At 64.0% G+C, this 14,162-nt stretch carries 16 protein-coding genes; 8 read left to right on the top strand and 8 right to left on the bottom strand.

What is annotated here, in order from left to right:
* Positions 1-25 precede the first annotated feature (25 nt).
* The 4 genes from mutL to BMY38_RS05740 are packed head-to-tail and all read left to right on the top strand — an operon-like array spanning position 26 to position 6,365.
* The gene (mutL, locus tag BMY38_RS05755; RefSeq protein WP_245737504.1) at positions 26-1,795 is read left to right on the top strand and encodes a DNA mismatch repair endonuclease MutL; all 1,770 of its coding nucleotides are present in this window, start codon (positions 26-28) and stop codon (positions 1,793-1,795) included.
* Positions 1,792-2,820: a DNA recombination protein RmuC gene (locus BMY38_RS05750; protein WP_092760568.1), complete on the top strand. Its 1,029-nt coding sequence runs from the start codon at positions 1,792-1,794 to the stop codon at positions 2,818-2,820. Before mutL ends, BMY38_RS05750 begins: the two co-directional genes overlap by 4 nt.
* Before the next feature lie 29 nt (positions 2,821-2,849).
* Positions 2,850-5,078 (top strand): ribonuclease R, encoded by a 2,229-nt coding sequence (gene rnr / locus BMY38_RS05745; RefSeq protein ID WP_092760566.1) that lies wholly within the window; start codon positions 2,850-2,852, stop codon positions 5,076-5,078.
* Positions 5,079-5,132: 54 nt separating this feature from the next.
* The gene (locus tag BMY38_RS05740; protein WP_092760564.1) at positions 5,133-6,365 is read left to right on the top strand and encodes a lytic murein transglycosylase; all 1,233 of its coding nucleotides are present in this window, start codon (positions 5,133-5,135) and stop codon (positions 6,363-6,365) included.
* A 3-nt stretch (positions 6,366-6,368) separates the two neighbouring features.
* On the opposite strand, the gene BMY38_RS18055 is transcribed toward BMY38_RS05740, so the two are convergent.
* The 7 genes from BMY38_RS18055 to pyk form a co-directional block, all read right to left on the bottom strand.
* Positions 6,369-6,530: a hypothetical protein gene (locus tag BMY38_RS18055; protein ID WP_175495777.1), complete on the bottom strand. Its 162-nt coding sequence runs from the start codon at positions 6,528-6,530 to the stop codon at positions 6,369-6,371.
* A 66-nt stretch (positions 6,531-6,596) separates the two neighbouring features.
* Positions 6,597-7,661, bottom strand: a complete 1,065-nt coding sequence (pheS, locus tag BMY38_RS05735; protein ID WP_092760562.1) for a phenylalanine--tRNA ligase subunit alpha — start codon at positions 7,659-7,661, stop codon at positions 6,597-6,599.
* 79 nt (positions 7,662-7,740) lie between these two features.
* Positions 7,741-8,409, bottom strand: coding sequence for an SGNH/GDSL hydrolase family protein (locus tag BMY38_RS05730; protein ID WP_092760560.1), 669 nt, complete (start codon positions 8,407-8,409; stop codon positions 7,741-7,743).
* Positions 8,410-8,713: 304 nt separating this feature from the next.
* Positions 8,714-9,073: a 50S ribosomal protein L20 gene (gene rplT / locus BMY38_RS05720; protein WP_092760558.1), complete on the bottom strand. Its 360-nt coding sequence runs from the start codon at positions 9,071-9,073 to the stop codon at positions 8,714-8,716.
* Between the two features lie 12 nt (positions 9,074-9,085).
* Entirely contained in the window at positions 9,086-9,286 is a 201-nt protein-coding gene (gene rpmI / locus BMY38_RS05715) for a 50S ribosomal protein L35 (RefSeq protein WP_092760556.1), read from the bottom strand.
* A gap of 129 nt (positions 9,287-9,415) precedes the next feature.
* Positions 9,416-9,727, bottom strand: coding sequence for a hypothetical protein (locus tag BMY38_RS05710; RefSeq protein ID WP_092760554.1), 312 nt, complete (start codon positions 9,725-9,727; stop codon positions 9,416-9,418).
* Positions 9,728-11,173 (bottom strand): pyruvate kinase, encoded by a 1,446-nt coding sequence (pyk, locus tag BMY38_RS05705; RefSeq protein WP_092760552.1) that lies wholly within the window; start codon positions 11,171-11,173, stop codon positions 9,728-9,730.
* Between the two features lie 278 nt (positions 11,174-11,451).
* On the opposite strand from pyk, the gene BMY38_RS05700 reads away from it, so the two are divergent.
* The 3 genes from BMY38_RS05700 to BMY38_RS05690 all read left to right on the top strand — a co-directional run bounded on the left by BMY38_RS05700 (position 11,452) and on the right by BMY38_RS05690 (position 12,436).
* Positions 11,452-11,763, top strand: a complete 312-nt coding sequence (locus tag BMY38_RS05700) for a DUF1244 domain-containing protein (RefSeq protein ID WP_092760550.1) — start codon at positions 11,452-11,454, stop codon at positions 11,761-11,763.
* Positions 11,764-11,841: 78 nt separating this feature from the next.
* A complete protein-coding gene (locus tag BMY38_RS05695) occupies positions 11,842-12,180 on the top strand; it encodes a hypothetical protein (RefSeq protein ID WP_092760548.1) in 339 nt (112 codons plus the stop codon).
* A gap of 1 nt (position 12,181) precedes the next feature.
* On the top strand, positions 12,182-12,436 hold the full coding sequence (locus tag BMY38_RS05690; protein ID WP_092760546.1) for a hypothetical protein: 255 nt from the start codon (positions 12,182-12,184) through the stop codon (positions 12,434-12,436).
* Positions 12,437-12,452: 16 nt separating this feature from the next.
* Here BMY38_RS05690 and BMY38_RS05685 read toward each other — a convergent pair whose 3' ends face one another.
* Positions 12,453-13,307 (bottom strand): D-amino-acid transaminase, encoded by an 855-nt coding sequence (locus BMY38_RS05685; RefSeq protein ID WP_092760544.1) that lies wholly within the window; start codon positions 13,305-13,307, stop codon positions 12,453-12,455.
* Between the two features lie 62 nt (positions 13,308-13,369).
* On the opposite strand from BMY38_RS05685, the gene BMY38_RS05680 reads away from it, so the two are divergent.
* A complete protein-coding gene (locus BMY38_RS05680) occupies positions 13,370-14,161 on the top strand; it encodes a M15 family metallopeptidase (RefSeq protein ID WP_092760542.1) in 792 nt (263 codons plus the stop codon).
* Position 14,162 lies beyond the last annotated feature (1 nt).

Raw genomic sequence — 14,162 nt, 5'->3', positions numbered from 1 at the left:
TAGTATGGGCGTCCCTGACCACCATATGATCCTTCCGCGCATCCGACAGCTGGATGAAGGCGCGGTGAACCGCATCGCCGCCGGAGAGGTTGTGGAGCGGCCCGCCTCCGCCGTTAAAGAACTTGTGGAAAATGCGCTGGACGCGCAGGCGACGCGGGTGACCATCGACATCGCCGATGGCGGGCGCACCCTGATCCGCGTCACGGACGATGGCCATGGCATCGACGCAAACGACCTGCCGCTGGCCCTGTCACGGCATGCGACCAGCAAGATCGACGGCAGCGACCTTCTGAACATTCACAGCTTCGGGTTTCGCGGCGAAGCCCTGCCCAGCCTTGGCGCAGTCGGGCGGCTCACGATCACGTCCCGCGCCACCGGGGCCAGCGAAGCCGCGACGATCCATGTCAACGGCGGTCGCATCGCCCCGGCGCGTCCGGCAGCCCTGCGCGGCGGCACGGTGGTCGAATTGCGCGATCTGTTCCACGCCACCCCCGCGCGCCTGAAATTCCTGAAATCCGAACGATCCGAGACGATGGCCGTCGGCGATGCGATCCGCCGGCTGGCGATGGCGGAACCGTCCGTTGCCTTCACCCTGCGCGACGTATCCGAGGGCGGAGACCGCGTGTTGTTCCGCGCCGATGCCTGTGCCTCGCTGGCCGACCGGCTGGCAACTGTTCTGGGTCGTGACTTTGCCGAAAATGCGTTATCCATCGACGCCGAACGCGAGGGCTTCCGCCTGACCGGCCATGCCGCGCTGCCGACCTATTCGCGCGGCAACGCGGTCCACCAATACCTGTTCGTGAACGGTCGTCCGGTGCGCGACCGGATGCTGACCGGCGCGTTGCGTGGGGCCTATATGGACGTTCTGGCGCGCGACCGGCACGCTGTCGCCGCCCTGTTCGTGACCTGCGACCCTGTGCTGGTCGACTGCAATGTCCACCCCGCCAAGACCGAGGTGCGGTTCCGCGATGCCGGGATCGTGCGCGGGTTGATCGTCTCGGGCCTGCGCCATGCGCTTGCCGGGGCCGGACACCGCGCATCGACGACTGTGGCCGATGCGACGCTGGGCGCGATGCGCGCGGAGCGGCCCATGGCCCCCGTTTACCAGATGGATCGACCGTCCAGCGCGGCGCGCGCCACCAGCTACACCGCGCAGATGCCCGGTTTCGCAGAGACCCCGTCGGCGCGCTACGAACCGGAGGAAGATCCGACCGAAGACGGCCCGCTGGGCGCGGCCCGCGCGCAGCTGCACGAGAACTGGATCGTTGCACAAACGGCGACCGGAATGGTGATCGTGGACCAGCATGCCGCGCATGAACGCCTTGTCTATGAACGCCTCAAGCGAGAAATGCGCGACCATGGCATCCGCGCGCAGGCGCTGCTGATCCCCGAAGTGGTCGACGTCGGTGCGCAGGCCGATCGCCTGCTGTCGCTGGACCTGGCGCAATTCGGTCTTGCCATCGAAGCCTTCGGCCCCGGCACCATCGCCGTGCGCGAAACGCCCGCGATCCTTGGGCAATGCTCGGCCAAGGCGCTGATCACCGACATACTGGAAGAACTCGAAGACGACGAGGACGCCGACCCCCTGTCGTTGCAATCCAGGGTGGACGCCATTCTGTCACGCATGGCCTGCCATGGCTCGATCCGGTCGGGTCGGCGGATGACCGGCCCGGAAATGAACGCGCTGCTGCGCGAAATGGAGGCAACGCCCCATTCCGGCCAATGCAACCACGGGCGACCTACATACGTCGAGTTGCCGCTGTCGGACATCGAACGCCTGTTCGGCCGCACATGACGCTGGACCTGTCGGACCCGACCATTCTGGCGGCATTTGGCGGCGGGGTCGTCGCACTGATCCTGATCGGATTGATCCTGTCGTTGTCATCACGTCTGCGGGATATGACGCAGGCGCAGGCGCGCCTGACCGGCGGTCTGGCTGCCCTGACGGATGCGCAGCACAGGTCCGAAGCGCAAGTCGGCACAGCCTTGGGCGACAATGCGGCCAGAACGGCGGAAACCCTGGGCAACCTTCAGGCACGGCTGGCAGCCATCGACGTGGCGCAGGCCAATATCGAACGCCTATCCGGCGACGTGCTTGGGTTGCAGGACATCCTGTCCAACAAGCAGACGCGCGGCGCATTCGGCGAAATCCAGTTGCGCGACCTGGTCGGCAAGGCGCTGGCCCCCGACGCATTCGCCTGGCAGGCACAACTGACGAACGGGCGGCGGGCCGATTGCCTGATCCACATGCCCGACCCGCCAGGGCCGCTGGTGATCGACGCGAAATTCCCGCTGGAGGCTTATGAAGCGATGATCGCCGCTCCGGGCGATGCGCGCGCTGTAACGGCCTTCCGCGCGTCGGTCCGAACGCATATCCGGGCCATAGCGGACCGCTATATCATACCGGGTGAGACGGCGGAGGGCGCGTGTCTGTTCCTGCCATCCGAGGCGATCTATGCGGAATTGCACGCGAATCACGCCGAGGTCGTGCGCGAAGGCTTTGCCGCCCGCGTCTGGATCGTCTCGCCGACGACCTGCATGGCGACGCTCAACACGCTGCGGGCGATCCTGAAGGATCACCGGATGCGCGAACAGGCGGGCGACATCCGCCGCGCGTTGGCCGCCCTGGGCCGCGATGTCGAACTGATCGTTGAACGCGCCGCCAAGCTGGAGATCCATTTCGATCAGGCGCGCCGCGACGTCGAAGGCATTGCCACCGCGGCGGAGCGCGCAGGGAAACGCGCCGAACGTCTTGACACGTTCGACTTTTCCGAAGATCCCGAGCGCCCGAAACTGGCCCCGGTCATCCGCCGTGGATAACCCCCCGGCCCCGTGCTAGCTGCGCCGACATGAGCCAGATCCCCACCAAGCCGCAGATCCTGCAATGGATCACCGACAACCCCGCACTGACGTCGAAACGCGATATCGCCAAGGCCTTCGGTATCAAGGGCGCGGCGCGGATCGACCTGAAACGTATCCTGCGTGAGTTGGAAGCCGAGGGGCATCTGACAAAGCGCAAGCGCAGTCACGAAGACCCGAACCGCCTGCCACCCGTGGCCGTCTGCAAGGTGATCGGCCCGGATTCCGACGGCGATCTGTTTTTCGCGCCGCATGACTGGCAGGGCGACGCGCCCGAGCCGCGCATTCTCCATATTCCGGCCAAGGACGATCCTGCGCTGGCCAAGGGTGACCGCGCACTCGTCCGCGTGACCCAGGTAAAGGGCGAGGATTACAGCCACGAAGGCCGCCTGATCCGCCGCCTGTCGACCGGGCCACAGCGCATCGTCGGCGTGTTCCGCGCAGGGTCCGAAGGCGGGCGCATCCTGCCCGTCGACAAGGGCGTGATGGATGAATGGGTCGTGCCTGCCGAGGCCACCAAAGGCGCGCGCGACGGAGAATTGGTCGAGGCCGAACAGAGCGGCTCCAAGGGGCGCATGGGCCTGCCCAGGGCGCGCATCGTCACGCGATTGGGCGACCCCGGCGCAGCCAAGGCCGTGTCGCTTATTGCGATCCACCAGCACGGGCTGCGGGACGATTTCCCGCCCGAGACGATTGAACAGGCCGAAAATGCCACGCCTCCGACTCTGGGCGACCGCACCGATCTGCGCGATCTGCCGCTGATTACCATCGACCCCAGCGATGCGCGTGACCACGACGACGCCTGTTACGCCCAGGCCGACGACGATCCGGCCAACCCCGGCGGCCATGTCATCTGGGTCGCGATTGCCGACGTCGCCGCCTATGTCACACCCGGATCCGCTCTGGATCGCGAAGCGCGGGAACGAGGCAATTCGACATATTTTCCCGATCGCGTGGTTCCGATGTTGCCGGATGCCCTGTCCGGTGATCTCTGTTCCCTGCACGAAGGCGTTGAGCGTGCCTGCATCGCCGTCCGGATTGCGGTCAACGCGGAAGGAACCAAGATCGGCCAGACGTTCCTGCGCGGGTTGATGAAATCGCCCGCGTCGCTGCATTACGAAGAAGTGCAGTCCGCCATCGACGGCGACATCAGCGACCGGACCGCGCCGCACCTGGAAGGCGTTTTACGGCCCCTCTACGCGGCCTATGATGCGTTGAAGATCGCGCGGGCCAAACGGCAACCGCTGGATCTGGATCTGCCCGAACGCAAGATCATCCTGTCGGACAAGGGCGAGGTCACGTCCGTCGCCTTCCGCGACCGGCTGGATGCCCATCGCCTGATCGAGGAGTTCATGATCCTCGCCAATGTCGCCGCCGCCGAGGAGCTGGAGCGTCTGCGGACGCCGCTGCTTTATCGCACGCACGAAGAACCCGACCCCGACAAGATCGAATCCCTGCGCGAAACCGCCAAGGCCAGCGGATTCAGCCTGCCCAAGGGGCAGGTCCTGCGCACGGCGACCCTGAATCATCTGCTGCACGAAGCGGCCGGGACCGAACTGTCGGAGCTGATCTCCATGTCGACCCTTCGCTCCATGACGCAGGCCTATTATTCGCCGGTCAATCTGGGCCATTTCGGGCTGGCGCTGCGATCCTATGCCCACTTCACTTCGCCGATCCGACGCTATGCTGACCTGATCGTTCACCGTGCGCTGATCACGGCGCATGGCTGGGGCGACGATGGCCTGTCACCACAGGACATTGAACATCTGGAGGCCACCGCCAAGCAGATATCCGAGGCCGAACGGCGGTCGATGGTCGCAGAACGCGACACCAATGATCGTTACCTGGCGGCGTTTTTATCCGACAGGATCGGGGCGGAATTCGCGGGGCGCATTTCGGGCGTTCAGGCGTTCGGTGTCTTTGTGCGGCTGGACGAAACCGGCGCCGACGGGTTGATCCCGGTGCGGTCGCTGGGCGCGGAATACTTCCGCTATGACCGCGATGAACAGGTGCTGACCGGCAGCGACACCGGCACCCAGATCGGTCTGGGCCAGCGGGTCACTGTCCGCCTGGCCGAGGCCGTTCCCGTCACCGGCGGGTTGATTCTGGAACTGCTGTCGCTGGAGGGCGAGCCTCGCAAGGTCAACCGTCGTCCGGCGCCTGGCGGACGCGGCGCGCCAAAAAAACGCAAGTTTCGCAAAGCACCGCGCAAACGCTAGCCCGGCGCGGCCCCACGCCATAGGATCGCGGCAAAACATAGCTCGGGATTGCCCATGCAAATCGCCACTTTCTTCGCCTGCCTCGCCCTGGCCACGCCGCTTGCCGCGCAGGACGCTATGTTGCGCCCGAAGCAGCGGCCTGCGGTGCAGCAAACCGCCGATTTCGACGTCTGGGTCCCTGCCTTTCGCGACCGCGCCCTGGCTGCAGGCATTGACGCCATGACGTTCGACACCGCCATGTCAGGGGTCGAACGCCTGCCCGATGTCATCCTCCGCGACCGCAACCAATCGGAATTCACCAAGACGATCTGGGAATATCTCGACACCGCCGTCAGCGATCTGAGGGTAGCGAACGGCCGCCGCGCAATGGCGAAATATGCTGACGTGCTCAACCGGATCGAAGCGGTTTATGGCGTAGACAAGGAAATCGTGGCAGCGATCTGGGGTCTGGAAAGCAGTTTCGGGGCGTTTCGCGGCAACGTCTCGACCCTGTCGGCGCTGACGACGCTGGCAGCCGATTCCCGGCGCAGTGCCTTCTTCGAGGAACAACTGATAGAAGCCCTCCGCATTCTGCAATCGGGAGACACGCGCGCGGCGGCACTGCGCGGCAGCTGGGCGGGCGCGATGGGGCACACGCAGTTCATGCCGGTGTCATTCCGCGACCACGCGGTCGATTTCAACAACGACGGGCGGCGCGACCTGTGGGGCGACGACCCGACCGATGCGCTGGCGTCCACCGCAGCCTATCTGAAGGCGAACGGCTGGACCACGGGGCAGCCCTGGGGGGTGCAGGTCGTTCTGCCCGAGGGGTTCGACTATCTTCTGACGGGCGAGCGGATCGAAAAATCACCCGACGACTGGACGGCACTGGGCGTGCGGACCGTTGCGGGCAACCCCCTGCCGCTGGGTGGACTGGCGTCGATCCGGGTGCCTGCGGGCTACACCGGCGCCGCCTTCGCAACCTTTGCCAATTTCCGCGCGATCGAGACCTATAACACCGCCGATGCCTATGTGATCGGCGTCGGCCATCTGGCGGATCGGCTGGCAGGCGGACCACCGATTGCCGGGGATTGGCCGCGCAGCGACCGGGCACTCACCTATGACGAGCGGGTTGAACTGCAGGAACGCCTGCGTGCGGCGGGGTTCGACCCGCTCAAGATCGACGCGAAAGTCGGACCGGATACGCTGGACGCGATCCAGCGCTGGCAGAAAGCAAACGATCTGGTGCCGGATGGATATGCCAATTTCTCACTGATCCAGCGTCTGCGGGCGCAGACCCGGCGCTGACCTTCAGAACGTGGTGTGCCGACCGGCTTTCACCACATCGCCGTCGTCTTCCGAAATGCGGTGTTCCATCCGCCCCAGAACGTCGGACGACTGCCTGGCCAGACTGCGTACTTCTTCCGAAAACCGGATGATGGTCGCAGCCCGCAAGGCCGGAGTTTGTATCATTTCATTCACGGTGCGAATCTGATCGGTTCTGCAATCGGACCTAGCACCCCGTGGCATACCAAAGGCTTAACCTGCGTGCCGCGTCGGTGCCTGCAATGCCGAAAATCCATAATGCCGCAACCAGCGCAGATCGCTGTCGAAGAACGCGCGCAGGTCCGGTATTCCGTATTTCAGCATCGCAAGGCGGTCGATGCCGATGCCGAAGGCGAAGCCCTGATACATCTGCGGATCGACCCCGCCAGCGGACAAAACCTTGGGGTGTACCATGCCGGAGCCGAGGATTTCCATCCAGTCGTCGCCCTGGCCGAGCTTCAGCGTGCCGCCTTCCCAGCTGCACCGGATATCGACTTCCGCCGAAGGTTCGGTGAACGGGAAGTGCGAGGCGCGGAACCGCAGTTCAATCGTATCGACCTCGAAGAACGCGCGGCAGAACTCCTCCAGAACCCATTTCAGGTTCGCCATGGAGATGTCTGTGTCGATCGCCAGACCTTCGATCTGGTGGAACATCGGTGTGTGTGTCTGATCATAGTCGGCACGATAGACACGGCCCGGACAGATGATGCGGATCGGCGCGCCGTTGGCCTCCAGCGAGCGGATCTGCACCGGCGACGTATGTGTGCGCAGGACGTGCGGCGGGCGGTCATCGCCCTTGGCGCGCGCCATGTAGAACGTATCCATCTCGGCCCGTGCGGGGTGGTGACCGGGAATGTTCAGGGCGTCGAAGTTATACCAGTCGGTCTCGATCTGCGGTCCCTCGGCGACCGAGAACCCAAGGTCGGCAAAGATGGCCGTGACCTCTTCCATGACCTGACTGACGGGGTGGATGCTGCCGGGGCGGCGGCTCCGGGACGGCATCGACACGTCCAGCCATTCCGATCGCAGTCGTTCGTCCAGCGCGACGTCTTCCAGGCCCGCCTTCCGGGCGGAAATAGCCGTGTTGATCTCGTCCTTCAGGGCGTTCAGCGCGGGGCCGACCTGCTGGCGTTCTTCGGGCGTCATACGGCCCAACTCTCGCATCTTCAGCGCGATCTCGCCCTTTTTGCCGACCGCTTCCAGGCGTACTGCTTCCAGTGTTGCCTCGTCCGTGGCGCCGGTGATGCGGCCCATATATTTGTCGCGAAGATCGTCCATGTGCCTGCGGCCCCCTGTCAGCGAGAGGCTAGGTAGCTTGACGGCGCGGACCATGCAACCGTTGGCCCACGGCCCCGACCTATTCGAATGCCGCCATCCGTTGCGCCAGGGCCTGCCCGATGATCGCAGAGCCGCGCGGACTGGGGTGGATCAGGTCGGGCGCATAAAGTCCACGATCTCCCGCGTCGATCACGCTGCCCGCGTCAAAAAACAACATACCCGCGTCCTGCGCCGCCAGTTGCGTCATGCGGGCGTTGATGATGTCGAATGCGCCCTGACAGGGTGTGAACCCTGTCGCAGCCCCACGGGCACCGTCGTAATAGCCGATGAAAGCAACCATGGACCCATTCGCCCGGATGCGCGCGATCAGAGTGGGAATGTCACCGGTCAGGCCGGGGCCGATCAGATCGTTCAGAATGCCCGCTTCGTCCGGAGTCCGGCAGGCACCGCGCAGGTCGTTACCGCCGCCGGTCAGGATAACCCAGTCCCAATCGCCGCCCTTGTACTGTCGACTGATGTCGAAGCCAAGCGCGCCCGCAATGCCATTAGGATTGGTCAGTTGAGCCAGGGATTGCGCCTTGTCCACGACGGGACGGCCCAGCGTTGCCTGCACCGCTTCGGGGATGCCCTGCCCGCCGTTCCAGGCCATCACGCTGTCGCCGATGGCCAGTACAGCGTTGTCCGACGGCGGGGCGGAGGTCGCGACGCAGGCCGACAGGATCAGGGGCAGAAAGGCAAAAAGGCGCATGGCAGATCCGTTGGTTGTGGCGGCATATGATAAGAAACGGACCGGAGCAGGGAGAAGTTTCCGTGCCGTATCAGGTCAGGCCCGGCGCAAACCGAATTGCTCCCGTGGGCGGCGGCCCGGAGCCGGTCGATCATCTCGGGTTCGGTGCCGTCGGAATACGGCATCGACGCAAAGGCTGCGGCGGTCAGGTCGCGAATGGCGTCAATGTCATCTGGGGTTTCGGGGCGGATCAACATGGGATGCGTCAGATACGAAAAGGGGCCGCCCCGGAAGGCAGCCCCTGAAATCATCTATGGTCGGTCGCTCAGGCGGCGGCTTTGGCCTGATCCACGATGGCGGCGAATGCCTCGGGCTCGTGCACGGCCAGATCGGCCAGCACCTTGCGGTCGACCTCGATCCCGGCAAGCGACAGCGCGTTGATGAAACGCGAATACGTCATGTCCGAATCGTGGGCGCGCACGGCGGCATTGATCCGCTGGATCCACAGGGCGCGGAAACTGCGCTTGCGGTTCTTGCGGTCGCGGGTGGCGTATTGATTGGCCTTGTCGACGGCCTGCGTGGCAGTCTTGAAGGTCGTGGAGCGACGTCCGTAATAGCCTTTGGCGGCTTTCAGGACTTTCTTGTGGCGGGCGTGTGTGACCTTACCGGAGGTTACGCGGCTCATATCATATCCTCCTTAGCGATCGTAGGGCATGAAGCCCTTGATGATCTTGGCGTCGGGTGCCGACAGGGTAGTGGTGCCGCGGGCGTCGCGGATGAACTTGGTGGAACGCTTGATCATGCCGTGGCGCTTGCCGGCCTGACCGGCGAGGACCTTGCCCGTCGCCGTGATCTTGAAGCGCTTCTTGGCGCTCGACTTGGTCTTCATCTTGGGCATTTCGGTCTCCTTCTACAACGCGCGCCTCGGCATCCCAATCGCCGGGCGTGCGGGTATTCGAGCGGCTGCTGTAACGGGGATGGGTTAGAGTGACAAGGCCTTGTGACTTCATACCCGTCAGGGACAAAGCTATCGGATCACCCGTGCGACCATTTCGACAAACGCCTCGGGAACGGACAGAAAGCGGAAGCCTTCGCGATCCGTCTCCCACAGCCAGAAGAACAGCGCCCAGCCCAGGATGAACGCAGCCAGCGAGGTCAGGGATAATCGCCGCTCGACCCAAGCCGTCACCAGACCCATAAGGGCCAGGCCGGTCACCATTGTCGCCACGACCGTCAGGACAGCCGGGTCACCGGGGGCAGGAAGGCCAAGATCGGGGAACGGGGGCAAGCCGGCCCACCAGTCGCGCAGGGTCTGAAACGCGCCGCCGATCTGATCCATTCAGTCGCCTTCGGTGCCGAATATCTGACGCTCGTCGCAGGGTGCGATCCGCAGAATGTTGGTAGACCCCGGCACGTTGAACGGAATGCCCGCCATGACCACGACCTGATCGTCCAGATCGACGAAGCCGGATGCCTTTGCCGCACGAATGGCCGAGACGACGGCGAATTTGAACCGTTCAACCTTCTGGGTCTGCACGCAATGGGTCCCCCAGGACAGGACCATGCGGCGCGCCGTGTCCTGGATCGGGGTCAGCGCGATGATCGGCACACGCGGACGTTCGCGGCTGACCTTCAGCGCGGTCGAGCCGGAGTGCGAAAAACAGCAGATCGCCTTGATGTCCGTCGTGTCCGCAATCTCGCGCGCGGCGGCGACGATGGCATCGGCGGTCGAGGAGAGCTTGGCCGACCGGCTGGCCTCGATGATCTCGCGGTAATTGGGGTCCGATTCGACCTCGATCGCCACGTTGTTCATCGTCTGCACCGCTTCGATCGGATAGCTTCCCGCCGCCGATTCCGCCGACAGCATGATCGCATCGGTGCCTTCATAGATCGCCGTGGCCACGTCGGAAACTTCGGCACGGGTCGGCATCGGGCTGTCGATCATCGATTCAAGCATCTGGGTCGCGACGATCACCGGCTTGGCGGCGGCGCGGCATTTGCGGATCAGATGCTTCTGGATCGGCGGCACGGCATGGACCGGGCATTCGACGCCAAGATCGCCCCGCGCGACCATGATGCCGTCGGACACTTCAAGGATGCTGTCGAAGGCTTCCACGGCGGCGGGCTTTTCGATCTTGGACAGGATCGCGGCGCGGCCCCTGGCCAGTTCGCGCGCCTCGTGCACATCGGCGGCGCGTTGGACGAACGACAGGGCCAGCCAGTCGACGCCCAATTCGCAGACGAACTCCAGATCCTTGCGGTCCTTGTCCGAAAGCGCGGCCAGCGGCAGCACCACGTCGGGCACGTTTACGCCCTTGCGGTTGGAAATCGTGCCGCCGGTGATGACGGTGCAATCGGCGTAATCCTTGCCGCATTTGTCGACCCGCAGCCGCAGCTTGCCGTCATTGACCAGAAGGGTGCCACCCGGCTCCAGCGCGTCGAAAATTTCCTTGTGAGGCAATTGCACACGCGTCGCGTCGCCGGGTTTGTCGTCCAGATCGAAGCGGAACTTCTGACCTTCCTCGATCTCGGCGGAATCGTCCTTGAACACGCCGCAGCGCAGTTTCGGGCCCTGCAGGTCGGCCAGAATGCAAATCGGGCGCCCGCTATCGCGTTCGATATCGCGGATGATGTTATGGCGCGAGCGGATGTCGTCGTGGACACCGTGGCTCATGTTCAGTCGGAACACATCGGCCCCCGCTTCGAACAGCGCGCGAATGGTGTCGTAGTCGCTGGAGGCCGGGCCGAGGGTGGCGACGATCTTGACGTTGCGGTGGCGTCTCATGGGGCGCTTTCCTTCGGATGTGTCGTGTTAGCGCTCGCACCTCTGCCCTGCCCAACGGGGTTTCGCAACAGGCGTGCGCATCTCGGCACCACGCTATCCTCTGAAACCTGGTTAACCAAGTGTCGTGCAATCTCTGCGTCACTGCATGTCAGAAGGTCAGGATGAACGCCTTGATCATAAGGCAAAACGTCCTCATCTCTTACGGATGAGGTCAGCGGCTGAAAGCCCCGCGCCTCGTTCCCTTGCCGGAGGATGCGATAATGCCAGATTTACCCGTGATGGATGATGCGACCCGCATCGAGGTCGAGGCTGCCGCTTTTCGCCGCCTGCGTCGGCACCTGCTGGAGGATCGTCCCGACGCGCAGAACATCGACCTGATGAACCTTGCCGGATTTTGCCGCAACTGCCTGTCGCGCTGGTATGGCGAAGCCGCCGCCGAGCGGGGAGTGGAAATGTCGAAGGAAGTGGCGCGGGAGGCTTTTTATGGAATGCCTCTGGCGGAATGGAAAGCACAGCACCAGACCGCAGCCTCGCCTGATCAGCAGGCCGCATTCGAGACAAGTTTCGCAGAGAATGTCGGCAAGGACTGATCATATGCCGTCTCACGCAGGGATGATTTTGGATAACCGCACCGGTGACACTATCTTCCCTGCAGAAGGAGTTTCACCATGGCCCGACCGTTTCTCATCGCCCTGACCGCTGCCCTGACGCTTGGTCCGGGACTTGGACTGCCTGCCGCCGCCCAAGGCGTCTATGTCTCGCCCCCCGGCACTGTCGTGAACCCTCAGCCGCTGACCGGCAAGCGCCTGTCGGTCGCGCGCGAATTGCGGGTCTACGGCTTCGGGGACGCCAATGTCGCCGCGCTGTCCAATCGACAGATCGTGCTTCTGGACAATACCATGCATTCCGGCCGGTCGAACGGCGACAAGGGGGCCCGTATCCGGTCGATCCTGCGGGGCGGAGGTATCCTCCAGCGCGGCATCGACCGGCTTGGCCGGGGTGGCTGAGATGCGCGCCGTTCTGATCCTGGTTGCGGCGCTGGCCGTGGCGACACCGGTGATGGCTGCACCGAACGCGCAACTGGTCGCGTCGGTGCAGCAGCGGCTTGATATTCTGGGGTTCCGCGATGTCGATGCGGGCACCCTTACAACCCGCCAGATTGCCGCGCTGCACATGCAGCTTCAGGGGCGTGCAATGGATTTTGGTGGCTTCCGGCGCATGAACACGCGCAGTCGCGTCAAGGTCATTCTGGACTGGGACTGACCTGCGAGGCCAGGGTCTATATTCCGGCCTTTCGCATCTCGTCCAGATAGATTTCACGCAGGCGCGCGACCACCTTACCCGGCCTGCCCGTCCCGATATCGGCTCCGTCGATGGATACCACGGGCGTCACGAAACTGCTGGCCGAAGTGATGAATGCCTCGTCCGCCGATAGCGCTTCCTCGACGGTGAAGGGGCGTTCCTCGACCTTCATCTGTGCCTCGCGCGCGAATGCCAACACCGCCTTGCGCGTGATGCCATGCAGGATTTCCTCGCCCAGATGCCGCGTCACGATCACACCGTCCTTGATGATATAGGCGTTGTTGGATGTGCCTTCGGTCACTGCGCCGTCCTCGACCATCCAGGCGTCGTCGGCCCCGCGCGCCCGGGCCTCCATCTTGCCCATGCTGGGATAGAGAAGCTGCGTCGTCTTGATATCCCGCCGCCCCCAACGCCGGTCAGGGATCGTCACGATCTTCATGCCCGTCTGCACCATCGGCGAATGTTCCAGCGCCGGCTTTGCCTGCGTGAACAGCACGAGCGTCGGCACCGTTTCAGGCGCGGGATACAGGAAATCGCGATCCGCCGCGCCGCGCGTCACCTGCAGATAGATCAGCCCTTCGGTCAGATCATTGCGCGTGATCAGTTCGCGATGAATCTCCAGCAGTTCGGCGTCAGACACCGGGCTGGCCATCTCCAGCTCTGTCAGCGACCGTTGCAGGCGGGCGGCATGACCGGGGAATGAAATCAGCTTTCCGTCCAGCACACTGGTGACCTCATAGACCGCATCCGCGAACAGAAAGCCGCGATCGAAGACCGAGACCTTCGCCTGATCTTCGGGCAGGTATTCACCGTTCACATAGACTGTTCGCATCGCGTCCTCCTGTCGATGCTTCCTCTTGCGAAGCGCGGCGCGGGCGGTCAAGCCTTCTGCCCATGTTGATGCTGACCCAAGGCCCCCTTTTTGCGCTGCGCGACCGCCCGCTGGCCGACCCTGTGGCGCGCGCCGCCGCCCTGCGACCCGGCTATCGCGACCATGCCATTGATCTGGGCGATCCACGCGGCGCAGACCCGATCGTGGAGGTTCGCGACTACGATATCGCCGGCGCAAACGCCTATTTCACTGGGGTCGCACCTTATCATCACCGGATCGCGGGTGCGGTTCCGGACCTGTTGCTACGCCGTCCGCTGGTCGACAGGCTCGTCGGGGTAAACGCACGATTGAAACCTTACGGATTGGAATTATGGGTGTTCGATGCCTGGCGTCCGCTTTCTATCCAGAACCATTTCCACGACCAGTGGATGCCTGATCGTCTGCGCGCATTGCACCCCGATTGGGACGCCGCGCGCATCGCGTCCGAAACGGAACGATACTGGGCGCGGGGGGGCAACGGGGCGGTCGATCCGCTGTCGCCGCCGCCACATGCGACCGGCGCGGCGGTGGATCTGACAATCCGCTATCGCAACGGGGCCGAGTTGTTCATGGGGACGATCTTCGACGATGTGTCAGATGCATCGAACACCGGTGCCTTCGAGAGTGACCCGGACGGCCTGGCGTTTTCCATCCGCGAAGCGCGGTCCAACCGGCGCTTGCTCTATTGGCTGATGGACGATGCGGGATTTGCCAATAACCCTACGGAATGGTGGCATTTTTCATTGGGCGATCAGATGTGGGCGCGGCTGAAAGGGGCCGCGGCGGCATATTACTCGACCGCGCCGGGAGTGTGAG

Origin of the sequence: Jannaschia helgolandensis (assembly GCF_900109285.1) — a bacterium.
In the GTDB taxonomy this organism is placed as follows: domain Bacteria; phylum Pseudomonadota; class Alphaproteobacteria; order Rhodobacterales; family Rhodobacteraceae; genus Jannaschia; species Jannaschia helgolandensis.
The sequence above is the reverse complement of the archived record's forward strand: the minus strand, read 5'-3'. Positions and strand labels throughout refer to the sequence as shown.